Below are 23,974 nucleotides of genomic sequence, written 5' to 3'. Positions count from 1 at the left end.
CATCACTTCCAGATGTTGAGCGGCGACATCATCCAGACGCCGATAACCAGCATCCAGGCAATGCACAGCGGCACGAACACCTTCCAACCCAGACGCATGATCTGGTCGTAGCGGTAGCGGGGGAAGGTGGCGCGATACCAGAGAAAGCCGAACAACAGGGCCGCCGTCTTCAGCGCCAGCCAGGCGAAGCCGTCCGGCAGGAAGCTGACCGGCGAAAGCCAGCCGCCGAGGAAGAAGATCGCCGTCATCAGCGAGACGAGGATCATGTTGGCGTATTCGGCGAGGAAGAACAGCGCGAAGGCCATGCCGGAATATTCGATCATGTGGCCGGCGACGACTTCCGACTCGCCTTCCACCACGTCGAAAGGGCTGCGGTTGCATTCGGCGACGCCGGAAATCACATACACCAGGAACATCGGCAGCAAGGGCAACCAGTTCCAGGAAAGGAATTGCACGGGCGTCTCGGCCAGCATGCCGCGCCCCTGGCCATGGACGATTTCGGTCAAGTTGAGGCTGCCGGAAATCATCAGCACGGTCACCAGCGCGAAGCCCATGGCGATTTCATACGACACCATCTGCGCCGTCATGCGCATCGCGCCGAGGAAAGCGTATTTGGAGTTCGACGCCCAGCCCGCGATGATCGCGCCATAGGCGCCCAGCGAGGAAATCGCCAGGATGTAGAGCACGCCGGCATCGATGTTGGCCAGCACATAACCGTCGGAGAAAGGCACCGCCGCCCAGATCGCCAGCGCCGGAGCGAAGGCCAGTACCGGGCCGGTGATGAACAGCGCCTTGTTCGACTTGCCGGGGATGATGACTTCCTTGAAGATCATCTTCAGCGCATCGGCAAAAGGCTGCAGCAGACCGACCGGACCGATGCGGTTCGGGCCGATGCGCACATGCATGTAGGCCAGCACCTTGCGTTCGGCATAGGTCATGTAGGCCACGCAGAGCAGCAGCGGCAGCAGCACGCCGACGATCTTCACCAGCGTCCAGACCAGCGGCCACCAGGGGCCGAGGACGTCCTGCACGGGCTTGAGGAGTTCCATCATCATGCACGTTCCACAGTAATTTCAGCGGTGGCCGCACCCAGCGCCGCCGTGCTGGCATGGGCTGCCGCCACGCGCAGGCAGCCATCGGGCAGGCTGTCGTCGATCTGCGCCGGCAGTTGCACTTCGCCGCCGTCCTGGCGCACGCGCACGTTCTGCCCGGCGGTCAGGTTCAACTGCTGCAGGGTTGCCGCGCTCATGCGCGCCGCAGGCGGGGCGGCATCCGGCGTCTTCTGCAGACTGGGCGCGCGACGCACCAGGGCGTCGGCAAAATAGCTCGGCACTTCGGCAATGCGCTGCAGACCCTTGCCTGAGGACTGGAGGTCGGCCGCGCTGCAGACGGCACGCGCCTGGTTGTTCAGGCCAGCGACGAATGCCGGCGCCTCCGGCAGCAATTCGTTGCGCACGTCTTCGCTGCTGGCGTAATCGAAACCGTCCTGCCCGGTGAGGTTGCCCAGCACGCGCAGCACTTTCCAGGCCGGGCGCGCTTCACCCTGGGCCTTGACCACGGCATTGAAGCTCTGCAGCCGGCCTTCGCCATTCACGAAACTGCCCGAAGTCTCGGTAAACGGCGCAACCGGCAGCAACACGTCGGCATGTTCCATGAGGCTGGCCGACTTGAAGGCGGTCAATGCCACCACGGTTGCGGCCTGCTTCAGTGCGGCCACGGCGGCACGCGGGTTGACGCAATCGAGTTCCGGTTCCGTCTGCAGCAGCAGATAGGCCTTGCGCGGCGTGGCCAGCAATCGCGCGGCATTGTCGTCCGCGCCTTGGGCCACGGCGCCGGCGACATAGGCACCGACGCTGTTCGCGGCAGCCCCCAGATAACCCAGGCGCACGCCGGTGATTTCGGCCAATTGCTGCGCCAGCGCCTGCAGTACCGCCGCCTGGGCGTGCTGCTCGGCATAGTTGCCGAGGAAGACCGCGCCATTGGCTGCGGAAAGCAGACTGGCGGCAATCCGCCGCGCATCCTCGCCGACCTGCACGGCCGCCAGTTCGGCAGCCACGGACACGCCTTTCTGTTCGGCGGCCGACTTGACGACCTGAGCCAGCAGCGCCGGCAACTCACGCGGCGCGGCAAAGGCGCTGGCATGCAGCCGGATGAGCGGATCATCGGCCGTGACGTGCAGCAGGGAAACCTGGGCACCCTGCCTGGCGCGGCGACGCAAGCGCTGGGCGATCAGCGGATGATCCTTGCGCAGGAAGCTGCCGATCACCAGCACGCGATCGAGCTGGCTGATTTCGGAAATCTTCATGCCCAGCCAGGGAATGCCCTGACGCTGGCCATCCAGGCCGAAGTCGCTGGTGCGCAGGCGCGAGTCGATGACGCCAGCCAGACCGCGCGTGAGTTTCTGCGCCAGATACAGTTCTTCCAGCGTGGCATGCGGGCTGGCCAGGGTGGCGATGCTACCCGCCGGCTGGTTGCGCGCGATGTCGTTCAGCGCATGGGCGACATAATCGAGCGCCCGCGCCCAATCCACTTCATGCCATTCGCCGCCATGCTTGAGCATGGGTTTGGTCAGGCGCTCCGCGGAATTCAAGGCTTCGTAAGAGAAGCGGTCCTTGTCCGACAGCCAGCATTCGTTGATGTCTTCGTTTTCCAGCGGCAACACGCGCATCACTTTGTCGTGCTTGGTCTGCACCGCCAGATTGCTGCCCAGGCCGTCGTGCGGACTGACCGACTTGCGCCGCGCCAGTTCCCAGGTGCGGGCGGAGAAACGGAACGGCTTGGAGGTCAGCGCACCGACCGGGCACAGGTCGATGATGTTGCCGGAGAGTTCGGATTTGATCGAACCTTCGATGAAGGGCATGATCTCCGAACGGTCGCCGCGATTGGCCTGGCCGAGCTCGATCTGGCCGCCGATTTCCTCGAGGAAACGCACGCAGCGGGTGCAGTGGATGCAGCGCGTCATGTCGGTGCGGATCAGCGAACCGAGATCCTTGTTCACCACCACTCGCTTGGCTTCGATGAAGCGGGAATTGTCGTAGCCATAGCCGACCGAGAGATCCTGCAACTGGCATTCGCCGCCCTGGTCGCAGACCGGGCAATCGAGGGGATGGTTGATCAGCAGGAATTCCATCACCCCCTTCTGCGCCTTGACGGCCAGCGGCGAGTGGGTGAACACCTTCATGCCATTGGTCACCGGCGTGGCGCAGGCCGGCAGCGGCTTGGGCGCCTTCTCGACTTCGACCAGGCACATGCGGCAACTGGCGGCGATCGACAGTTTCTTGTGATAGCAGAAGTGCGGAATATAGACGCCGAGCTGATGCGCGGCTTCGATGACGGTGCTGCCTTCGGCAACCTGCAGCGCCTCGCCGTCGATTTCGATGTCTAGCATGACGGCCTCACGTAGATCTTGCTGCCTTCGCGCTGGACTTCCGGCGCCACCAGGCATTTCTTGTGTTCAATGTGATATTCGAATTCGCTCTGGAAATGCTTGATGAAGGCACGCACCGGCATGGCGGCGGCATCGCCGAGAGCGCAGATGGTGCGGCCCATGATGTTCTCGGTGACGTTCATCAGCAGATCCAGGTCTTCCCGACGCCCGGTGCCGCTTTCGATGCGATCGACCACGCGCCACATCCAGCCCGTGCCTTCGCGACAGGGCGTGCATTGGCCGCAGGATTCCTCGTAGTAGAAATAGGACAATCGCTGCAGGGCCTTGACGGCACAGACCGTCTCATCCATGACGATGACCGCGCCCGAACCGAGCATGGAGCCGGCCTTGGCGATGGAGTCATAGTCCATGGTGCAATCCATCATGATCTCGGCGGGCAAGACCGGCGCCGAGGAGCCGCCCGGAATCACCATCTTCAATTTGCGCCCATGACGCACGCCGCCGCACATGTCCAGCAGTTCCGGGAACGGCGTGCCGAGCGGAATCTCATACACGCCGGGCTTGTTCACATGGCCGGAAACCGAAAACAGCTTGCTGCCGCCATTGTTGGGCTTGCCCAGTTCGAGAAACTTCTCGCCGCCGTTGATGATGATCCAGGGAACGGAAGCAAAGGTTTCGGTGTTGTTGATCGTCGTCGGCTTGCCGTACAGGCCGACGTTGGCCGGGAAAGGCGGCTTGAAGCGCGGCATGCCTTTCTTGCCTTCGATGGATTCGAGCAGGGCGGTTTCCTCGCCGCAGATATAGGCGCCATAGCCGTGGTGGGCAAACAGCTCGAAGCTGAAATCCGAACCGAGGATGTTCTTGCCCAGCAGGCCCGCGGCGCGCGCTTCGGCCAGCGCCTCCTCGAAACGCCGGTAAAGCGCGAAGATCTCGCCATGGATGTAGTTGTAGCCGCGCGCAGCACCCATCGCATAGCCGCCGATGACCATGCCCTCGATCACCGCATGCGGGTTGTAGCGCAACAGGTCGCGATCCTTGAAGGTTCCCGGCTCGCCTTCATCGGAGTTGCAGCACAGATATTTTTCGCCGGTATAGCCCTTGGGCATGAAGCTCCACTTGAGGCCGGTCGGGAAACCGGCGCCGCCCCGGCCACGCAGGGAGGATTTCTTCAGTTCGTCGATGATCGCATCCGGCGAAATTTTCTCGGCGATGATCTTCTTCAGCGCCGCATAGCCGCCGCGCTTGACGTAATCTTCGAGACGCCAGGTTGCATCCCCGCTCTTGGGATCGATGCCGGCCAGGAGGATGGACTCGAAACTCATGACTTCCTCAACTCGGCCAGCAGGTTGTCGATGGCCGCTTCGTCCATGTAACTGCACATCCGATGATTGTTGTGCAGCAGCACCGGCGCATCACCGCAAGCCCCCATGCATTCGCCTTCCTTGAGGGTGAACAAGCCGTCGGTGGTGGTTTCGCCGAATTCGATCCCCAGTTTCTGCTTCAGGTAATCCGCCGCGTGCACGCCACCGGACAGCGCGCAAGGCAGGTTGGTGCAGACCGTCAGCTTGTGCCTGCCGACCGGATGCAGCTCGAACATGTTGTAGAAAGCCGCCACTTCATACACGCTGATGGGCGCCATCTGCAGGTATTCGGCCACTTCGGTCAGAGTTTCCTGCGACAGCCAGCCGCGCTCTTCCTGGACGATGGCCAGCGCCGCCATCACGGCGGATTGCCGCTGGCCTTCCGGATACTTGCCGATCTCGCGATCGATTTTCTTGATTGCGTCTTCGCTGAGCATGCTATCTATCCACTTCACCAAACACGATATCCATCGTACCGATGATGGTCACGGCATCGGCGATCATGTGACCCTTGGCCAGTTCGTCCATTGCCGCCAGGTGCACGAAACCGGCCGGCCGCAGCTTCATGCGATAGGGCTTGTTCGCCCCGTCGGAAATCAGGTACACGCCGAACTCGCCCTTGGCATGCTCGATGCCGGCATACACTTCCCCCGCCGGCACATGGATGCCTTCGCTGAACAGCTTGAAGTGATGGATCAGCTCTTCCATCCCCGACTTCATTTTCTCGCGCGGCGGCGGCGCGACCTTGTAATCGTCGGTGATCACCGGCCCCGGATTGGCGCGCAACCACTCGACGCACTGCTTGACGATGCGCGTCGATTGGCGCATTTCTTCGATGCGCACCAGGTAGCGGTCGTAGCTGTCGCCCTCCTTGCCGACCGGAATGTCGAACGCCAGCCGGTCATAGACTTCGTAGGGCTGCTTGCGACGCAGATCCCATTCGATGCCCGAGCCGCGCAGCATCGGCCCGGAAAAGCCCAACTGGATGGCACGCTCGGGCGAGACCACGCCGATGCCGACCAGGCGCTGCTTCCAGATGCGGTTGTCGGTGAGCAGCGTTTCATACTCGTCGACGTAATGCGGGAAGCGGTTGCAGAAGTCCTCGATGAAATCGAGCAGTGAGCCGCTGCGCGCCTCGTTCAGGCGCTGGATTTCGGCAGCGTTCTTGAAGCGGTTGGCTTCATAACGCGGCATGACCTCGGGTAGATCGCGATACACGCCGCCCGGACGGTAATAAGCGCCATGCATGCGCGCGCCGGTGGCCGCTTCCATCATGTCGAAGATGTCTTCGCGCTCGCGGAAGGTGTACAGCACCATGCCCATGGCGCCGACGTCCAGCGCGTGGGTACCGATGCTCAACAGGTGGTTGTGGATGCGGGTGATCTCGTCGAACAGCACGCGGATGTACTGGGCGCGCAGCGGCACCTCGATTCCCAGCAGTTTCTCCACCGCCAGCACGTAGGGGTGCTCGTTGATCAGCACCGGCGTGTAGTCGAGGCGATCCATATAGGGCAGCGCCTGCACCCAGGTCTTCTGCTCGGCCAGTTTCTCGGTGGCGCGATGCAACAGGCCGATGTGCGGATCGGCGCGCACGATCACCTCGCCGTCGAGCTCCAGCACCAGGCGCAGCACGCCGTGCGCGGACGGGTGCTGCGGACCGAAGTTGAGGGTGTAATTACGAATGTCGCTCATAGTCTGTCAGCCCAACGGGTCATCGCCATAGGCTTCTTCACGGATGATGCGCGGCGTGACTTCGCGCCGCTCGATGGTCACCGGCTGGTACACCACCCGCTGCTGCTCGGTGTCGTAGATCATTTCGACATAACCGGAAACGGGGAAGTCCTTGCGGAAGGGATGGCCGATGAAACCGTAATCGGTAAGGATGCGGCGCAGGTCCGGGTGGCCATTGAAAAGTATGCCGTAGAGATCGAAAGCCTCGCGCTCGAACCAGTTGGCGCAGTTCCAGACATTGATCAGCGATTCGACGCGCGGATAATCGTCATCTTCGGCAAACACCCGCAGACGCAGACGCCAGTTGTGCCTGATCGACATCAGATGATTGACCACGGCATAGCGCCGGCCCCGCCAGGCCGCCGACGTGCCCTCGCCGTAGGCCGAATAATCGACGCCGCACAGGTCGATCAACTGCTCGAAGGACAGGTTCGGATCATCGCGCAGGGTGCGCGCGACCGCCAGGTAATCATCCGCCCTCACCACCAGCGTCAGGCCATCGCAAACATCGAGCAACTCGGCGATGCGGCTGCCCAGCGCGTTTTGCAGACTCTGTTTCAGCTTCTCCAGCTTGGCACTCATGGCGTTATCGACTCGGTCAGCTACGGGCAATGGTCTCGGTGCGGCGGATCTTGTTCTGCAGTTGCAGGATGCCGTAGAGCAGCGCCTCGGCCGTCGGCGGACAGCCCGGCACATAGACATCCACCGGCACGATGCGATCACAGCCGCGCACCACGGAATAGGAGTAGTGGTAATAGCCACCGCCGTTGGCGCAGGAACCCATGGAAATCACCCAGCGCGGCTCGGACATCTGGTCATACACCTTGCGCAGCGCCGGCGCCATCTTGTTGCACAGCGTGCCGGCGACGATCATCACGTCGGACTGGCGCGGGCTGGGACGGAACATCACGCCGAAGCGATCCATGTCATAGCGCGAGGCCGCCGCATGCATCATCTCGATGGCGCAGCAGGCCAGGCCGAAAGTCATCGGCCACATCGAGCCGGTACGCGACCAGTTGATCAGCTTGTCGAGGGTGGTGGTAACGAAACCTTCCTGCAGGACGCCTTCCAGACTGCTCATAACCCGCCTCTTATTCCCATTCCAGGGCGCCCTTGGCCCAGGCATAGATATAACCGATCAGGAGAATGCCGAGAAACACCAGCATCTCGAGAAAACCGAACAGCTTGATCGAATCCGTCGCCACGATCTCCTTGAAGATCGATGCCCAGGGAAACAGAAAGGCGATTTCCAGATCGAAAATGATGAAGATGATGGCGACCAGGTAGTAGCGCACGTCGAACTTGATGCGCGCATCCTCGAAGGCCTCGAAACCGCATTCGTAAGGAGAAAGTTTTTCCGCGTAGGGACGGCGCGGACCGAGGAGCCAGCCCAGCAGAACCGGGAGCACGCCCATTGCCAGACCAAGGAGGACGAACACAAAAACAGGAAGGTAATTTTCTAGCATGACCACCGCGCTTGCGCTGCCTGTTGTTTTTGTTACAGCCAACGGACCCGAGGCGCATCGACACAGACGGTGACGATGCAGACTCCACTTCCCCTGGCGCCCCGATTTGCCGCTTCCTGCAAACCGTACAAACGATACGACTTACGATTTACAACTCGAATCTGGTGCCGACGGTGAGACTCGAACTCACACGACTTTCGTCACTACCCCCTCAAGATAGCGTGTCTACCAATTTCACCACGTCGGCGTTACTCATGACTTCCGATATGTGTCCGATCCAGAGAGCAATGGAGAGCAATCGGGCCACAACCAAATCCCGCAATTATACACAAGCCCCATAGGGCTTTTCAATGCAAGGGACAGGAAATTTCAGCTCTCGCACGTCTTCGTCACACGCGGCGAATCCGCCTCGTGCCACCGCGCCGGCCTTACTTCGGCACATCCCCTGCTTTTGATTCGGCCGTACCGGACGGCACGGCCGGAGGCACGCCGGAATCGCCCGGCAATGTCTGGGATTGCGTCTGGGTATGCGTGGCATCGAGCACACTGCCGGCCGGTTTGGTGCGACTGGTTGCCATGTAGCTCAGGCCCAGACTGGTCAGAAAGAACACCACCGCCAGAATCGCGGTGGTGCGTGACAGAAAATTGGCCGAGCCGGAAGCGCCGAACAAACTGCCCGAAGCCCCGCTGCCAAATGCGGCGCCCATGTCGGCTCCCTTGCCGTGCTGCATCAGCACCAGGCCGATGATTGCCAGGCCGACCAGCAGATGCACCGTCAACACCGATGAATAAAGATAATTTTGCATTTAAGGTTTCCTTGTTGAAATCAGGCTGCGGCGCAAATCGCCAGAAAATCCACTGCCACCAGCGCAGCGCCACCAATCAGGCCGCCATCGATGTCGGGCATGGCAAACAGTTCTGCGGCATTGCCCGGTTTGACACTGCCACCATAGAGCATCTGCAATTCCTCTGCCACCTTCGCGTCGTCGGCAGCAACCCTGCCGCGAATCAGCGCATGCACATCCTGCGCCTGCTGAGGTGTCGCGGTCTTGCCGGTGCCGATCGCCCAGACCGGCTCGTAGGCGACAACCGCACGGGCCAGCGCCTGAACCCCCGAAGAGGCAATCACCGCTTCGAGCTGCCGAATGACTACGGCCCCGGTGGCGCCGGCCTCGCGTTCGGCCAGCGTTTCACCCACGCAGAGGACAGGCGTCAGACCGGCCTGCAGCGCCGCCGCAAACTTCGCCGCCACCGCTGCATCGCTCTCGCCATACAGCGCACGGCGCTCGGAATGCCCGACCAGGACATAACGGCAGCCGAAATCCGCCAGCATGGCAGCGGCAGTCTCTCCGGTATAGGCGCCCTGCGCATGTTCGGAAACCGTCTGCGCACCCCAGGCGACTTGCGTTCCCGTCAGCAGCATCTGCGCCTGCGCCAGATAGGGAAACGGCACGCATACCGCCACTTCGGTCCGGCAGGCATCGAGCCCGGACAGGATGTCCTGCAGCAAAGCCTGATTGGCCGCCAGGTTGCCATGCATTTTCCAGTTGCCGGCAACAAGCTTGGTACGCGCGGTAGGCATGGGATGCTCCGGAAAAATCAATCGCCCATTATAAAATCCAGTAGCCCGGTGGGTCAAACAAAGCGGCCCATGGATCGTTCCATGGATCTTCTCGCCTCAGTTTGCGGCAGCCGCCTCGCGCACGGCCTCGGCAATGCGCTCTGCCCAATGCTGGACTTCACCGCTCTCTTCACCTTCGACCATGACGCGCAGCAACGGCTCGGTGCCGGAGGGGCGCAGGAGCACCCGCCCCCGGCCGTTCAAGGCAGCTTCCGCCGCCTGACTGGCCGTCTGAATACCCGGATCACCGCGCCAGTCGAAACCCTGCGGCAGGCGCACATTGACCAGGCGCTGCGGATACATCGTCAGATCGCTGCAGGCCTCGGCCAACGTCACGCCCTGGCGGCGCAGCGCAGACAGCACCTGCAGCGCCGCCACGATACCGTCGCCGGTCGTATGCTTATCCAGGCAGATGATGTGTCCCGAGTTCTCGCCACCCAGGCTCCAGCCGCGTTCGTTCAGGGTTTCCAGCACGTAACGATCACCCACCCTGGCGCGCTCGAAAGCGATGCCGTGGCGTGCCAGGGCATGTTCTAAACCGAGGTTGCTCATCAGCGTGCCGACCACCCCCTCGGCCTTGCCGAAGCCGCGGTTGCGCGCGATGACGTACAGCAGGCGATCGCCATCGTAGAGCGTGCCGTCCGCATCCGCCATCAGCAGGCGATCGGCATCCCCATCGAGGGCGATGCCGATATCGGCACGCTGTTCGAGCACGGCGCGGCGCAGGCTGTCGCCCGCCGTGGCGCCAACCCCGTCATTGATATTGAGACCGTTTGGCGCCACGCCGACCGCCACGACCTCGGCGCCCAGCTCATGAAACACCGCCGGCGCCACCTGATACGCCGCGCCATGCGCGCAATCGACGGCAATCCGCAGGCCGCGCAGATCGAGTTCGTTGGGAAACGTGCTCTTGCAGAATTCGATGTAGCGCCCCTGCGCATCGCTGATGCGGCGTGCCCGACCGAGGTGGGCCGAGTCCATGCAACCCATGGGCTGCTCGAGGCGCGCCTCGATTTCATGCTCCAGCGCATCGGGCAGCTTGCTCCCCTGACCGGAGAAAAACTTGATGCCGTTATCGTGAAACGGGTTGTGCGAAGCCGAGATCACCACCCCGGCCTGCAGGCGCAACGCGCGCGTGAGGTAGGCAACGGCGGGGGTGGGCAGCGGCCCGCAGAGCATGACGTCGACGCCGGCAGCCGCAAATCCCGCCTCCAGCGCCGCTTCCAGCAGGTAGCCGGACACCCGGGTATCCTTGCCGATCAGCACGGCCGGCCGCTCTCCTGCAGGCAAGGTACCATGCTGCAAATCATCCGCCACCAGTACCGTGCCCGCAGCGTAACCCAGGCGCATGATGAATTCCGGCGTGATCGGCATCTGTCCAACCAGGCCACGCACGCCATCCGTTCCAAAATACTTGCGGCTCATCCTTGTTCCTTCATTGATTTTCACTGTATCCGGCCGTGTTCGAGCGCATCGAGCACGGCCAGCGCATCGCGCGTCGCGGCCACATCATGCACGCGCACGATGGCCGCCCCACGCTGCACGGCCAGCAGCGCGGCCGCCACGCTGGCGAACACGCGCTCGTGCGCCGGATGACCGGTGATCGCACCCAACATCGACTTGCGCGAAAGTCCAGCCAGCAAGGGCAGGCCATCCACGCTCAATTCAGCGAGATGCCGCAGCAGGGCCAGATTATGTTCCAGGGTCTTGCCGAAGCCAAAGCCCGGATCGAGGACGATACGCTCGCGCGCCACGCCCGCGGCATCGGCCGTGGCGATGCGCGCGCGAAAGAAATCGGCGACTTCGGCAACAACGTCGCCATACCGCGGCGCCAGTTGCATGGTGCGCGGCTCGCCCTGCATGTGCATCAGACAAACCGCGCACGAACTCGCCGCGACGACTTCCAGCGCGCCGGGCGCCTGCAAGGCGGTGATGTCGTTGATCATGTCCGCCCCGGCAGCCAGCGCGGCCCGCATCACCTCCGGCTTTGCGCTGTCGATCGACAGCGGCACGCCGCAACTGTGCAGCCCTTCCAGCACCGGCAGCACCCGCGCCAGTTCCTGCGCAGCGGACACCGGCGCAGCGCCCGGGCGCGAAGACTCGCCCCCGATGTCGAGCATCTGCGCGCCGGCGGCAACCAGCCGCTGGCCGTGTTCGATGGCACGTGCGGCATCGTCCGCCAGGCCGTCGCCGGAAAAGGAATCGTCGGTCAGATTGACGATGCCCATGAGCAGCGGCCGCGCCAGACTCAACTCGAAACGACCACAGTGGAGCAGCGGGGAGTTCATGGCAAAAAAGGCCGCGCTTGCGGCGCAGCCCTGGTCATTTGCGTGGTTTCGTCCGTACGACGCCGCCCCGCCTCAAGCCGGTGCGGTGGCAGTCGGCGCTGCGCCTGGCGTACCGTCGATCGTGGGCTTCTGCGGCGTCGCGCTCGGCTTCGGCGCACGCGGCTGGCGGCCTTCCATGATGTCTTCGATCTGCTCGGCATCCAGCGTTTCCCATTCGAGCAGGGCATGCGCCATGATTTCCATCTTGTCGCGGTTGTCCTCGATCAGCTTGCGCGCCACGGCATATTGCTGGTCGATGATGGAGCGTATCTCGGCATCGACCTTCTGCATCGTCGCCTCGGAGACGTTCTTGTGCGTCGTCACCGAACGGCCGAGGAACACCTCGCCTTCGTTCTCGCCATACACCATCGGCCCCAGCGCATCGGACATGCCCCATTGCGTCACCATGCGCCGGGCGATGTCGGTGGCGCGCTCGAAATCGTTGGAAGCGCCGGTGGTCATCTGATGCATGAAAATTTCCTCGGCAATGCGCCCGCCGAAGAGCACCGAAATGGTCTGCAGCAGGCGTTCCTTGTCCTGGCTGTAGCGATCCTCTTCGGGCAGTTGCATGGTCACGCCCAGCGCGCGGCCGCGCGGAATGATGGTGACCTTGTGCACCGGATCCGTCTTGTTGAGCAGCTTGGCGACGACGACGTGGCCGGCCTCGTGGTAGGCGGTGTTCTTGCGCTCTTCCTCGGGCATCACCATGGTCTTGCGCGCCGCACCCATGATGATCTTGTCCTTGGCGTTCTCGAAATCCTCCATGTCCACCACGCGCTTGTTCAGGCGCGCGGCGAACAGCGCCGCCTCATTCACCAGATTGGCCAGATCGGCGCCGGAGAACCCAGGTGTGCCACGCGCGATGATGTCGGCCTTGACGTCGGGCGCGATCGGCACCTTGCGCATATGCACCATGAGGATCTGCTCGCGGCCGCGGATGTCGGGCAGCGGCACCACCACCTGGCGGTCGAAGCGGCCCGGGCGCAGCAGCGCCGGATCGAGCACGTCGGGACGGTTGGTGGCGGCGATGACGATGACGCCGGCCGTACCCTCGAAGCCATCCATTTCAACGAGCAGCTGGTTCAGCGTCTGCTCGCGCTCATCGTTGCCGCCGCCCAGACCGGCGCCGCGCTGGCGGCCGACCGCATCGATTTCGTCGATGAAAATGATGCAGGGCGCGTTCTTCTTGGCATTCTCGAACATGTCGCGCACGCGCGCCGCGCCGACGCCGACGAACATTTCGACGAAGTCGGAGCCGGAAATCGAGAAGAACGGCACCTTGGCTTCGCCGGCGATGGCCTTGGCCAGCAGGGTCTTGCCGGTACCGGGACTGCCGACCATCAGCACGCCGCGCGGAATGCGGCCGCCCAGTTTCTGGAACTTGGAAGGATCGCGCAGAAAATCAACCAGCTCGGACACATCTTCCTTGGCCTCGTCGCAGCCGGCGACGTCGGCAAAGGTGACCTGGTTGCTCGAATCGTCGAGCAGGCGCGCCCGACTCTTGCCGAACGAAAAAGCCCCACCCTTGCCGCCGCCCTGCATCTGGCGCATGAAGAACACCCAGACGCCGATGAGCAACAGCATCGGGAACCAGGAGATGAAAAGATTCATCAGCAAGGATTGCTCCTCATCCGCCTTGGCAACGATCTTGACGTTGTACTTGAGCAGATCGCTGACCATCCACAAGTCGGGTGGCGCGTAGGTCGTGACTTTCTTGCCATCGACCGTCGAAGCATCGAGGGTGCGCCCCTGGATCACCACCTTGGCGATATGTCCCAGCTTCACTTCTTCGAGAAACTGGGAATAATCGATGACCGATTGCGGTTCATGACGCGCCCCGAACTGATTGAACACCGTCATCAAAACGATGCCGACCACCAGCCAGACGGCCAGGCTTTTAAGCATGTTGTTCAAGCCACTACTCCTTCCGGCACGACGACCGAAACATGTGAAAACCAAGGGTCGATTGTAGAACCGATCACCAACCCGCGCAAACTTCCAGACGAATCCTCAAGGTAGCGGCACGGCGCGCTTGCGGCGGCCGAGCAGAAAGTTCTCCGCACTGCGATCGCGCGAAGCCGCCGGCTTGCGCACCTGAACCACTTCGAACACCTTGCGCATGGCCTCACGCAACGCCATGTAGCCGCTGCCCTGGAAGACTTTGACCAGCATATCGCCCCCCGGTTTCAGATGCTCGCGGGCAAATTCCAGCGTCAGCTCGGCCAGATCCATGACCCGTGCCTGATCGACCAACTGCACGCCTGACATGTTGGGGGCCATGTCCGATAAAACAAGGTCCACCGGCCGGCCGCCGAGCCCGGCCTCGAAACGGCGCAACACCTCATCCTCGCGAAAATCGCCCTGAATGAAATCGACGCCTGCCAGCGGCTCCATCGGCAAAAGGTCCAGGGCAAACAGCAGCCCCCCAGGCTGGATGCGCTTCGCCGCATATTGCGACCAACTGCCCGGCGCCGCGCCCAGATCGACGACCACCCTGCCCGGCTTGAGCAACTGGTCCTTTTCGTCGATCTCCATCAGCTTGAAAACCGCGCGCGAGCGCCAACCCTCCGCCTTCGCCCGCTGCACGAAAGGATCGGTGACGTGCTCGTGCATCCAGGCCTTGTTGCTCTTGTGCTTTTTCACGGGAAAATCCGGGGAGTGGATTAAAATGCGCAAATGAATACCGACAACAATGATACCCGGCTCATCGAAGCCGAAACCGCGCTCGATACCGCCGCCCGGACGTCCACTGCCGTTGAACTCACCGCGGCGCGGCGCAGCGAGTTGCGCGCCGCCGCCCACAGCCTCAATCCCGTCGTCAGCATCAGCCAGAAAGGGCTGACTACCGCCGTCCTCGCCGAAATCGAGCGCTGCCTGAAGGCCCACGGCCTGATCAAGATCCGCGTCTTCGAAGTCGAGCGCGAGGCGCGCGACGGCTTGCTGGCGGAGATATGCAACGCGCTGGGCGCGGCACCCGTACAGCACATCGGCAAACTGCTGGTGATCTGGCGCGAAAAGCCCGAAGCCCAGTACCAACCCGTCGCGCCGGCACGCCCGCGCCGCAATCCGCCGCGCCTGACCAAGAAGGCCGCAGCCGCCAAAACCGACAAAGCCGCGCGCGCCCGTCCACTCGAAAGAGGCAAGCCGAGAAGACCGACGCGGGTGCGTTGAACCAAGCGTTATTTTGACGGGTTGAGCAACGCTCAACCCACGCTGCTACGCCCGCCCGAGCTGCCGATTCCACCCGCACTCGAGCCGAGACGCAAAGAACAGCCGAGAGTGCCATTGCACGGCGAAGCGCTGACGACGCCCATCGGAAATCCCAGGTCCCCTTGGGGGACAGCGTATCCGGTCGAACCGGACTCGGCCGGAATCAGATGTACTTGACGTCGATGACTTCGTATTCCCGCACGCCGCCCGGCGTATGCACTTCGGCGATATCGCCGGCATACTTGCCGATCAGGGCGCGTGCCACCGGCGAGCTGACGGAAACCTTGCCCTGCTTGATGTCGGCCTCGTCGTCGCCGACGATCTGGTAAGTGACGATTTTTCCGCCCTCGCCTTCGAGGTCTTCCATTTCCACCGTGGCGCCGAAGACCACCCGGCCATCGGCATCCAGCAGCTTCGGATCGATGATCTGCGCATTGCCGAGCTTGCCTTCGATCTCCTTGATGCGTCCTTCGATGAAGCCCTGACGCTCCTTGGCGGCATCATATTCGGCATTTTCCGACAGATCGCCGTGCGAACGCGCCTCGGCAATCGCGGCAATAACATTCGGCCGGTCAACGGTCTTCAGGCGCTGCAGCTCGGCACGCAGCAATTCCGCGCCGGTGATGGTGATGGGAAACTTGCTCATGGCTTCAGGCTCGCGTCAGTTCGGCATGCAGTTCCTGAACCGCATAGGTTTCCAGATCGGCCAGGTGACGCATGCCGGCACAGGCGGCACGCGCTCCCGCGACCGTCGTGAACACGTTGACGCGCGCGGCCAGGGCGCTGGTGCGGATCGAACACGAATCGGCGATGGCCGAACGCTTTTCCTCGACACTGTTCACGATCATGCTGATCTCGTTGTTCTTGATCATATCGACGATGTGCGGACGGCCTTCGGCCACCTTGTTGACGATGCTGACCGGAATACCCGCCGCGCTGATCGCCGAGCCGGTACCGCGCGTGGCCACCAGGGTGAAGCCAAGTTCGTGCAATTCGCGCGCGATCTCGACGGCCTTCTGCCGGTCGGCCGGTTTGACGCTGACGAAAGCGCGGCCGCCGGACGGCAGCTTGGCGCCGGCAGCGAGCTGGCTCTTGACGAACGCTTCGGCAAAACTGCGCCCGACACCCATGACTTCGCCGGTGGACTTCATTTCCGGCCCGAGTATGGTATCGACGCCGGGGAACTTGGCAAAGGGGAAGACCGCCTCCTTGACCGAGTAATACGGCGGGATCACCTCGCCGGCCACGCCCTGCTCGGCCAGCGTGCGACCGGCCATGCAGCGGGCGGCGATCTTGGCCAGCGGCAGTCCCGTCGCCTTGGAAACGAAGGGCACGGTACGCGAAGCGCGTGGATTCACTTCCAGCACATAGACCACATCCTCGCCCCGCCCCTGGCCATCCTTGTTCTTCTGGATGGCAAACTGCACATTCATCAGACCGACGACGTTCAGCCCCTTGGCCATCATCGCCGTTTGCCGGCGCAGCTCATCCTGGATGGCCGGCGACAACGAATGGGGCGGCAACGAGCAGGCCGAATCGCCGGAATGCACGCCGGCCTCCTCGACGTGTTCCATGATGCCGCCGATGATCACCTGCCGCCCATCGGACAGCGCGTCGACATCGACCTCGATGGCATCGTTGAGGAAGCGATCGAGCAGCACCGGCGAATCGAACGACACCTTGACCGCTTCGCGCATGTAGCGCTCGAGATCCTTCTGCTCATGAACGATTTCCATGGCGCGGCCGCCCAGCACGTAGCTCGGGCGCACCACCAGCGGGTAGCCGATTTCGGCGGCCAGCGCCAACGCCTCCTCCGGCGTGCGCGCCGTGCGGTTGGGCGGCTGCTTGAGGCCCAGGCCCTGCAACAACTTCTGGAAGCGTTCGCGGTCTTCGGCGGCGTCGATCATGTCCGGCGTGGTGCCGATGATGGGCACGCCGTTGGCCTCCAGTTCGCGCGCGCGCTTCAGCGGCGTCTGCCCGCCAAACTGGACGATGACGCCGGTCGGCTGCTCGACGTGGATGATCTCCAGCACGTCCTCCAGCGTCACCGGCTCGAAGTACAGGCGGTCGGAGGTATCGTAATCCGTCGAGACGGTCTCCGGATTGCAGTTGACCATGATGGTCTCGTAGCCATCCTCGCGCATGGCCAGTGCCGCATGCACGCAGCAGTAGTCGAACTCGATGCCCTGGCCGATGCGGTTGGGACCGCCGCCGAGCACCATGATCTTCTTGCGCGACGTCGGCCGCGCCTCGCACTCTTCCTCGTAGGTCGAATACATGTAGGCCGTGGCCGTGGCGAATTCCGCCGCGCAGGTGTCGACGCGCTTGTATACCGGACGAATGCCCAGCCCCTGACGATGCTGGCGCACCGCCGTTTCGTTGCTGCCCAGCAACCTGGCAAGCCGCCGGTCGGAGAAACCCTTGCGCTTGAGCATGCGCATCGTTTCAGTGTCGATGGCCTGCAATGCGCGGCCGGCCAGGCTCCGTTCGGTGCGGACGATGTCCTCGATCTGCGCGAGAAACCACGGATCGATTTTGGTCAGTTGGAAGATTTCATCCTGGCTCATGCCATTGCGGAAGGCCTGGCCGAGATACCAGATACGCTCGGAGCCGGGACTGACCAACTCGTGCTCGATCTCATCGGCATCGGCTTCGATTTCGTCAAGGCCATAGACGCCGACTTCGAGACCGCGCAAGGCCTTTTGAAAGGACTCCTGGAAAGTGCGGCCGATGGCCATGACCTCGCCCACCGACTTCATCTGCGTGGTCAGGCGATCGTCGGCCAGCGGAAACTTCTCGAAAGCGAAGCGCGGCACCTTGGTGACCACGTAGTCGATCGCCGGCTCGAAGGACGCCGGAGTGGCGCCGCCGGTGATGTCGTTCTTCAATTCATCGAGCGTGAAGCCCACCGCCAGCTTGGCGGCGATCTTGGCGATCGGGAAGCCGGTGGCCTTCGAGGCCAGCGCCGAGGAACGCGAGACGCGCGGGTTCATCTCGATGACGATCATGCGACCGTCCCGCGGATTGATGGCGAACTGGACATTGGAACCGCCGGTATCGACGCCGATCTCGCGCAGCACGTCGATGCTGGCCTGACGCATGATCTGGTATTCCTTGTCGGTCAGCGTCTGCGCCGGCGCGACGGTGATCGAATCACCGGTGTGCACGCCCATCGGATCGAGGTTCTCGATGGAACAGACGATGATGCAATTGTCGGCGCGATCGCGCACCACTTCCATCTCGAATTCTTTCCAGCCGAGCAGCGACTCTTCGATCAGCAGCTCGTTGGTCGGCGAAGCCTCCAGGCCGCGCTTGCAGATTTCGACGAACTCTTCCTGGTTGTAGGCAATCCCGCCCCCGCTGCCGCCCATGGTGAAAGACGGCCGGATGATGGCCGGATAGCCGATCACCGCCTGCACCTGGAAAGCCTCTTCCATCGAATGAGCCACCCCGGAACGCGCCGACTCGAGGCCGATGCGGGTCATCGCCTGCTTGAATTTCTCGCGATCCTCGGCCATGTCGATGGCCTCGCGCGAGGCGCCGATCATCTCGACGCCATACTTCTGCAGCACGCCATGCCGCGCCAGATCGAGCGCGCAGTTGAGCGCGGTCTGGCCACCCATGGTCGGCAGCAACGCATCGGGACGCTCCTTGGCGATGATGTGCTCGACGACCTGCCAGGTGATCGGCTCGATGTAGGTGACGTCGGCCATGCCCGGATCGGTCATGATCGTCGCCGGATTCGAATTGACGAGGATGACCTTGTAACCCTCATCGCGCAGCGCCTTGCACGCCTGAGCGCCAGAATAATCGAACTCGCAGGCCTGTCCGATGATGATCGGGCCGGCGCCGATGATGAGGATGCTCTTGATGTCTGTACGTTTGGGCATTTTTTAGAGGCCGGGCTAGGGCTAGGAGCGAGAAATCAGGGGACAGGGGAAAACGAAGGCACGGAAACCGGCCCTAGCCTCCCGGCGCCTGGCCCCTGTTTTTCTCCAGCATTCCAATGAAGCGATCGAACAGGTACGCGACGTCATTCGGTCCCGGACTGGCCTCCGGATGCCCCTGAAAGCTGAAGGCCGGCACGTCGGTACGCGCGATGCCCTGCAGGCTGCCGTCGAACAGCGAGACGTGGGTGACGCGCAGATTATCCGGCAGCGTCGCCGCATCGGCGGCAAAACCATGGTTCTGGCTGGTGATCAATACCTGACCGCTATCGAGATCCTTGACGGGATGATTGGCGCCGTGATGGCCGAATTTCATCTTGACGGTTCGCGCGCCCGAAGCCAGTGCCAGCAACTGATGCCCCAGGCAGATGCCGAAGGTCGGGATGCCGCGCGCAAGGAACTCGCGAATCGCCGCGATGGCGTAGTCGCAGGGTTCAGGATCGCCCGGGCCGTTCGACAGAAAGACGCCATCCGGCTTGAGTGCCAGCACCTCGGCAGCCGAGGTCTGCGCCGGCACGACGGTAAGGCGGCAGCCGCGGCTGGCCAGCATCCGCAGAATATTGCGCTTGACGCCGAAGTCGTAGGCCACGACATGGTATTGCAGGTTTTCCTGCGGCATGCAGCCCTTGCCCAACTGCCACTCGCCCTCGATCCAGGGATAAGGCTGCGTGCAACTCACCACCTTGGCCAGATCCACGCCGGCAAGCCCGGCAAACCCGCGCGCCTTGTCGATGGCGAGGGATTCATCGATCTCGCCGGCCATCAGACAACCCGACTGGGCACCCTGCTCACGCAGGATGCGCGTCAGCTTGCGGGTATCGACATCGGCAATGGCAACCACATTCTGCGCCCGCAGGTAGGCATCCAGCGATTGTTCGCAACGCCAACTGGAAACCTGCAACGGCAGATCGCGAATCACCAGACCGGCCGCATAGACCTGATTGGCGACGCCGCCCTCGCTGTCTTCGCTGTTGATACCGACGTTGCCGATGTGCGGGTAGGTCAGCGTGGTAATCTGGCGGGAATAGGAAGGATCGGTGAGGATCTCCTGATAGCCGGTCATTGCCGTGTTGAACACCACCTCGCCGACACTGACGCCCGAAGCGCCGATACCGCGCCCCCGAAACACCGTCCCGTCGGCTAATGCAAGTATGGCGGGCGGAAACTGGCTCACGGTCGGGCTCCTGAATAGGCGGCGAATGGCTTGAACTTGGCTGGGCGTCGATACACAAAGCGGGGCAGCCCATGGCCCACCCCGCCGAGATCAAACCTCAAAATTGTACTGCAACTCGCCTCGAGCAGGCAAGCCGGCCGGACGCCCGGACGCGAATCGCGGCGCTGCAATGCAGCGATTCGGCGCAGATTTTCTCAGCGCAAACCCAGCACGTCCTGCATGTCGAACAAGCCGGATTTCTTGTCTCGCATGAAGCGCACGGCGCGCAGGGAACCCGTGGCATAGGGCTTGCGGCTGGCCGACTTGTGAGTTATTTCAATGCGCTCGCCGGTACCGGCGAACAGCACGGTGTGATCGCCGACGATGTCGCCTCCGCGCACCGTGGCAAAACCGATCTGCGTCGCCGGCCGCTCGCCGGTGTGGCCTTCGCGGCCATACACGGCGCACTCGGCAAGATCACGGCCCAGCGCCGCTGCCAGCACCTCGCCCATGCGCAATGCCGTTCCCGATGGCGCGTCGACCTTGTGGCGGTGGTGCGCTTCGATCACTTCGATGTCGTAACCTTCGTCGAGTATGCGCGCGGCGACGTCGAGCAGACGAAACACCGCATTCACGCCGACCGCCATGTTGGGCGAAAAGACGATGGGGATGTCGCGCGAGGCGTCCTGGATGGCCTGCCGGCCTTCGGCGGTGAAACCGGTCGTGCCAACCACCATGTGCACGCCGAGACGGCGACAGATCGCGAGATGACGCAAGCTGCCTTCCGGACGGGTGAAGTCGATCAGGCAATCCGATTGCTGCAATGCGGCTTCGATATCGTCGCTGATCCTGACGCCACAGGATGCACCGACGAACTCGCCCGCATCCCTGCCCAGCCAGGCGCTTCCCGGCTGTTCGAGCGCGGCCGCGAGCACGACGTCATCCGTCTGCAGGATGGCTTCGATCAGGGTACGGCCCATGCGGCCAGAAGCGCCGGCAATGGCGATGCGGATCTTGTTCATGATTTCTGGGAAAAAAGTGGAATGATGGACTGCCGTTCCGGGCGCCTTGCCGGATGCCGGATTACTGCTTCCCCGGCAAGGTCATGCCGGTCTCGATCTTCATGCTTTCCGTCGAGGCCGGCGCAATTTCCACGACGCCCCGAGTGATCGACGACTCCGCGCTCATCACGTCGCCTTCGATGCGCGCCAGTTTGCCATCGGAAAAAATGACCGTGATGCGGCGCTGCTCCGCTTCGCCATGCCCCGGCTGAAAGCGGTAGATGTAGTCCCAGCGCTCGGCGTGAAAGATGTCGGTAACCAGCGGAGTGCCCAGTATGTAGCGCACCTGATCCTTGCTCTGGCCGGTCTGCAACTGGGAAACCATTTCCTGCGTCACGTAATTCCCCTGGCGCACGTCGATGCGGTACGGCGTCAGCAATGATGGAATCTCCGGGGTGCTGCTGCAAGCCGATAGCGCAGCGAGCAGAGGCAAGGCAAAACATGCAGAGCGATTCATGGGGCATCCGGGCCTGTTGAACGGAAAGTGCGACAAAATACGCTTGGGCGTATCCAGCGCAAGCCGAAAACTATATCATAAGCCACTCGTTGCCACTCCGACACGTCGAAGCAATGGATCACATCAAAGACCTGAAGAACACCGGCTTGAAGGCGACCGCGCCACGCCTCAGGATTCTTGACCTATTTCGCAAGCATGACTCGGACAAAAACCGCCATATGACGGCGGAAGACGTCTATCGCCATCTGCTTGCGGAAAACATGGATATCGGCCTGGCCACCGTCTATCGCGTGCTGACGCAATTCGAGCAGGTCGGCCTGGTGCAGCGCCATTATTTCGAATCCGGCAAGGCGGTTTTCGAGCTCAACGAGGGGCACCACCACGACCATCTCGTCTGCCTGCAATGCGGCAAGGTCGAGGAGTTTCACGACAGCGAGATCGAAAAGCGGCAAATCCGGATCGCCCGCGAGCGCGGCTTTGAAATCAGCGCTCACGCCCTCTACCTCTACGCCAACTGCACCAAGGCGAACTGTCCGGAAAAATAATCGCCCTGATGCGGTGCTGATCCTCGGTGCGCCTTTGCCAGTCGCGGCTGTGGAAACGGCCAGCCGCCCGGCATCGGCATTCGTCAAGCAGCGGCCGTAACCCCACAGCGTCATGGAAGCCCTGCTCATTTCAACCCTGCTCGTCACCCTTGCCGAGATCGGTGACAAGACGCAGCTGCTTGCCTTCGTTCTTGCCGCTCGCCTGCGCAAACCCGGCGCCATCATTGGCGGGATGTTCCTCGCCACCATTGCCAATCATGCATTCGCCGCCTCGCTCGGCGTCTGGCTGACGAGCATCATCACACCCGATTGGCTGTCCTGGATCATGGGCGGCGTGTTCATTGCCTGCGGATTGTGGGTTCTGCTGCCGGACTCATTGGACGGCACGCCACGGATGCATCCGGCCGGCGCCTTTGTCACGGCCCTGTTCGCCTTTTTCATCGCCGAGATGGGCGACAAGACGCAAATCGCCACCGTTTCCCTGGCGGCACGCTTCGATGCGCTATATGCGGTACTGCTCGGCACCACGCTGGGCATGATGATCGCCAACATCCCCGCCGTGCTGCTGGGTGAAAAACTGGCGCAACGCCTGCCGCTCAAGACCATCCGCATCGTCGCGGCAATGGCATTCATCGCCACGGGACTGCTCACGCTCTTCGCCCCTGCAGGAATGGCCGCCTGAATCAGCAGCCGCGATCCCAGTAGCCCGCCTGGCCGTAGACGTTTTTCAGAAACTCGATGAACAGGCGCACCCGCAAAGGCAGTTGGCGGCGTTGCGGAAACACGGCATGAATGCCCAGCGGCGGCGCGGCGTAATCATCCAGCACCGAAACCAGGCGCCCGCTGGCCACATCCGCCCCCACCTCCCACCAGGAACGCCAGGCCAGGCCGCGCCCGGCCAGCGCCCAATCGTGCAGTACCGCCCCGTCGTTGCACTCGAAACGCCCATTCACCTTGATGGTTTGACTGCCCTGACCGTCGGCTGCGCGAAAACTCCAGCCGCGTTGCTGCCCCAGCGACAGGCAACTGTGATCGGCCAGATCGTCCGGACACTGCGGCACGCCGTGGCGCGCCAGATACTCGGGACTGGCCACCACCAGCCGGCGCATGTCGCCCAGACGCACGCTGATCAGGCTGGAGTCCGTCAGCTCGCCGATACGCACGGCGCAGTCGATGCCTTCGTTGACCAGGTCGACGATGCGGTCGGACAGATCGAGATTCACCGTCAGCTCGGGATTGGCGTCGAGATAGTCGCGCACCAGCGGCGCGACATGCCGGCGACCGAAGCCGGCCGGCGCCGACAGCCGCAAATGTCCGCGCACCTTGAGGCTGCCCAGACCCACCGCCGCTTCGGCATTCGCCAGATCGTTGAGCAGGCGCTGGCAGTCTTCGAGGAAGGCCTGGCCCTCGAAAGTCAGCGTCAGCTTGCGCGTGGTGCGCGTCAGCAGCAGCACGCCCAGACGCGCCTCCAGCGCCGTGAGACGCCGGCCGATCAGCGCCGGGGTGACCCCCTCGGCACGCGCCGCGGCGGACAGGCTGCCGCGCGTGGCGGCCTGAACGAAAGCGGAAATCTGCTTGAATTGATCCATGCGCCAGGCTCAGAAAGATGGATCGATCGGAACCGGAACCGATTCCGGGCCAAATCGATACTTTAAGTAAAAGATGATTTGCAGAATCGCCAGCTTATCAGTTTATTTTCTATCGAAT

Annotated in this window: 23 protein-coding genes and 1 tRNA gene; 3 read left to right on the top strand and 21 right to left on the bottom strand. The window is 62.7% G+C overall.

The window, feature by feature from the left end:
- Positions 1 to 2: 2 nt before the first annotated feature.
- The 15 genes from nuoH to SDENCHOL_RS05510 form a co-directional block, all read right to left on the bottom strand.
- Positions 3 to 1,052, bottom strand: coding sequence for an NADH-quinone oxidoreductase subunit NuoH (gene nuoH / locus SDENCHOL_RS05580; RefSeq protein ID WP_154717366.1), 1,050 nt, complete (start codon positions 1,050 to 1,052; stop codon positions 3 to 5).
- Entirely contained in the window at positions 1,052 to 3,388 is a 2,337-nt protein-coding gene (nuoG, locus tag SDENCHOL_RS05575; RefSeq protein ID WP_154716339.1) for an NADH-quinone oxidoreductase subunit NuoG, read from the bottom strand. Before nuoG ends, nuoH begins: the two co-directional genes overlap by 1 nt.
- Positions 3,382 to 4,710, bottom strand: a complete 1,329-nt coding sequence (gene nuoF / locus SDENCHOL_RS05570) for an NADH-quinone oxidoreductase subunit NuoF (RefSeq protein WP_172955005.1) — start codon at positions 4,708 to 4,710, stop codon at positions 3,382 to 3,384. Before nuoF ends, nuoG begins: the two co-directional genes overlap by 7 nt.
- Positions 4,707 to 5,186, bottom strand: a complete 480-nt coding sequence (gene nuoE, locus SDENCHOL_RS05565) for an NADH-quinone oxidoreductase subunit NuoE (RefSeq protein WP_154716338.1) — start codon at positions 5,184 to 5,186, stop codon at positions 4,707 to 4,709. The genes nuoF and nuoE overlap by 4 nt, the downstream gene beginning before the upstream one ends.
- 1 nt (position 5,187) lies before the next feature.
- Entirely contained in the window at positions 5,188 to 6,441 is a 1,254-nt protein-coding gene (locus tag SDENCHOL_RS05560; RefSeq protein WP_154716337.1) for an NADH-quinone oxidoreductase subunit D, read from the bottom strand.
- 6 nt (positions 6,442 to 6,447) lie between these two features.
- A complete protein-coding gene (locus SDENCHOL_RS05555) occupies positions 6,448 to 7,062 on the bottom strand; it encodes an NADH-quinone oxidoreductase subunit C (protein ID WP_154716336.1) in 615 nt (204 codons plus the stop codon).
- 16 nt (positions 7,063 to 7,078) lie between these two features.
- Positions 7,079 to 7,561, bottom strand: coding sequence for a NuoB/complex I 20 kDa subunit family protein (locus SDENCHOL_RS05550; RefSeq protein ID WP_172955004.1), 483 nt, complete (start codon positions 7,559 to 7,561; stop codon positions 7,079 to 7,081).
- A 10-nt stretch (positions 7,562 to 7,571) separates the two neighbouring features.
- Positions 7,572 to 7,946 (bottom strand): NADH-quinone oxidoreductase subunit A, encoded by a 375-nt coding sequence (gene ndhC, locus SDENCHOL_RS05545; protein WP_154716334.1) that lies wholly within the window; start codon positions 7,944 to 7,946, stop codon positions 7,572 to 7,574.
- 162 nt (positions 7,947 to 8,108) lie between these two features.
- Positions 8,109 to 8,193 (bottom strand) — tRNA-Leu (locus tag SDENCHOL_RS05540).
- 181 nt (positions 8,194 to 8,374) lie between these two features.
- Entirely contained in the window at positions 8,375 to 8,752 is a 378-nt protein-coding gene (secG, locus tag SDENCHOL_RS05535; RefSeq protein ID WP_154716333.1) for a preprotein translocase subunit SecG, read from the bottom strand.
- Positions 8,753 to 8,772: 20 nt separating this feature from the next.
- Complete coding sequence (tpiA, locus tag SDENCHOL_RS05530) at positions 8,773 to 9,528, bottom strand: triose-phosphate isomerase (protein WP_154716332.1); 756 nt, start codon at positions 9,526 to 9,528, stop codon at positions 8,773 to 8,775.
- A gap of 96 nt (positions 9,529 to 9,624) precedes the next feature.
- Positions 9,625 to 10,992: a phosphoglucosamine mutase gene (gene glmM, locus SDENCHOL_RS05525; protein ID WP_154716331.1), complete on the bottom strand. Its 1,368-nt coding sequence runs from the start codon at positions 10,990 to 10,992 to the stop codon at positions 9,625 to 9,627.
- 20 nt (positions 10,993 to 11,012) lie between these two features.
- Positions 11,013 to 11,855, bottom strand: coding sequence for a dihydropteroate synthase (gene folP / locus SDENCHOL_RS05520; RefSeq protein ID WP_154716330.1), 843 nt, complete (start codon positions 11,853 to 11,855; stop codon positions 11,013 to 11,015).
- A gap of 72 nt (positions 11,856 to 11,927) precedes the next feature.
- Positions 11,928 to 13,808: an ATP-dependent zinc metalloprotease FtsH gene (ftsH, locus tag SDENCHOL_RS05515; RefSeq protein WP_154716329.1), complete on the bottom strand. Its 1,881-nt coding sequence runs from the start codon at positions 13,806 to 13,808 to the stop codon at positions 11,928 to 11,930.
- Between the two features lie 96 nt (positions 13,809 to 13,904).
- Positions 13,905 to 14,537 carry an RlmE family RNA methyltransferase gene (locus tag SDENCHOL_RS05510; protein WP_154716328.1) on the bottom strand — a complete coding sequence of 211 codons (633 nt, stop codon included), beginning with the start codon at positions 14,535 to 14,537 and terminating at the stop codon, positions 13,905 to 13,907.
- Between the two features lie 33 nt (positions 14,538 to 14,570).
- Between SDENCHOL_RS05510 and SDENCHOL_RS05505 the strand changes: the two genes are divergently transcribed.
- Positions 14,571 to 15,065, top strand: a complete 495-nt coding sequence (locus SDENCHOL_RS05505; RefSeq protein WP_154716327.1) for a YhbY family RNA-binding protein — start codon at positions 14,571 to 14,573, stop codon at positions 15,063 to 15,065.
- Positions 15,066 to 15,267: 202 nt separating this feature from the next.
- Here the strand turns inward: SDENCHOL_RS05505 and greA are convergent, their stop codons facing one another.
- From greA to SDENCHOL_RS05480, 5 genes are all read right to left on the bottom strand, one after another.
- Positions 15,268 to 15,750 carry a transcription elongation factor GreA gene (gene greA / locus SDENCHOL_RS05500; RefSeq protein ID WP_154716326.1) on the bottom strand — a complete coding sequence of 161 codons (483 nt, stop codon included), beginning with the start codon at positions 15,748 to 15,750 and terminating at the stop codon, positions 15,268 to 15,270.
- A gap of 4 nt (positions 15,751 to 15,754) precedes the next feature.
- Positions 15,755 to 18,994: a carbamoyl-phosphate synthase large subunit gene (carB, locus tag SDENCHOL_RS05495; protein WP_154716325.1), complete on the bottom strand. Its 3,240-nt coding sequence runs from the start codon at positions 18,992 to 18,994 to the stop codon at positions 15,755 to 15,757.
- A 73-nt stretch (positions 18,995 to 19,067) separates the two neighbouring features.
- Positions 19,068 to 20,225, bottom strand: a complete 1,158-nt coding sequence (gene carA, locus SDENCHOL_RS05490) for a glutamine-hydrolyzing carbamoyl-phosphate synthase small subunit (protein ID WP_154716324.1) — start codon at positions 20,223 to 20,225, stop codon at positions 19,068 to 19,070.
- Between the two features lie 194 nt (positions 20,226 to 20,419).
- A complete protein-coding gene (gene dapB, locus SDENCHOL_RS05485) occupies positions 20,420 to 21,226 on the bottom strand; it encodes a 4-hydroxy-tetrahydrodipicolinate reductase (RefSeq protein WP_154716323.1) in 807 nt (268 codons plus the stop codon).
- Between the two features lie 61 nt (positions 21,227 to 21,287).
- Positions 21,288 to 21,722 carry an outer membrane protein assembly factor BamE gene (locus tag SDENCHOL_RS05480; protein WP_154716322.1) on the bottom strand — a complete coding sequence of 145 codons (435 nt, stop codon included), beginning with the start codon at positions 21,720 to 21,722 and terminating at the stop codon, positions 21,288 to 21,290.
- A gap of 113 nt (positions 21,723 to 21,835) precedes the next feature.
- On the opposite strand from SDENCHOL_RS05480, the gene fur reads away from it, so the two are divergent.
- Both fur and SDENCHOL_RS05470 read left to right on the top strand, forming a co-directional pair.
- Positions 21,836 to 22,267: a ferric iron uptake transcriptional regulator gene (gene fur / locus SDENCHOL_RS05475; protein ID WP_154716321.1), complete on the top strand. Its 432-nt coding sequence runs from the start codon at positions 21,836 to 21,838 to the stop codon at positions 22,265 to 22,267.
- Positions 22,268 to 22,379: 112 nt separating this feature from the next.
- Entirely contained in the window at positions 22,380 to 22,949 is a 570-nt protein-coding gene (locus tag SDENCHOL_RS05470; RefSeq protein WP_154716320.1) for a TMEM165/GDT1 family protein, read from the top strand.
- Position 22,950: 1 nt separating this feature from the next.
- Here SDENCHOL_RS05470 and SDENCHOL_RS05465 read toward each other — a convergent pair whose 3' ends face one another.
- Entirely contained in the window at positions 22,951 to 23,856 is a 906-nt protein-coding gene (locus SDENCHOL_RS05465) for a LysR family transcriptional regulator (protein WP_154716319.1), read from the bottom strand.
- Positions 23,857 to 23,974: the final 118 nt, after the last annotated feature.

The sequence above is a fragment of the Sterolibacterium denitrificans genome, assembly GCF_900174485.1.
In the GTDB taxonomy this organism is placed as follows: domain Bacteria; phylum Pseudomonadota; class Gammaproteobacteria; order Burkholderiales; family Rhodocyclaceae; genus Sterolibacterium; species Sterolibacterium denitrificans.
The sequence above is the reverse complement of the archived record's forward strand: the minus strand, read 5'-3'. Positions and strand labels throughout refer to the sequence as shown.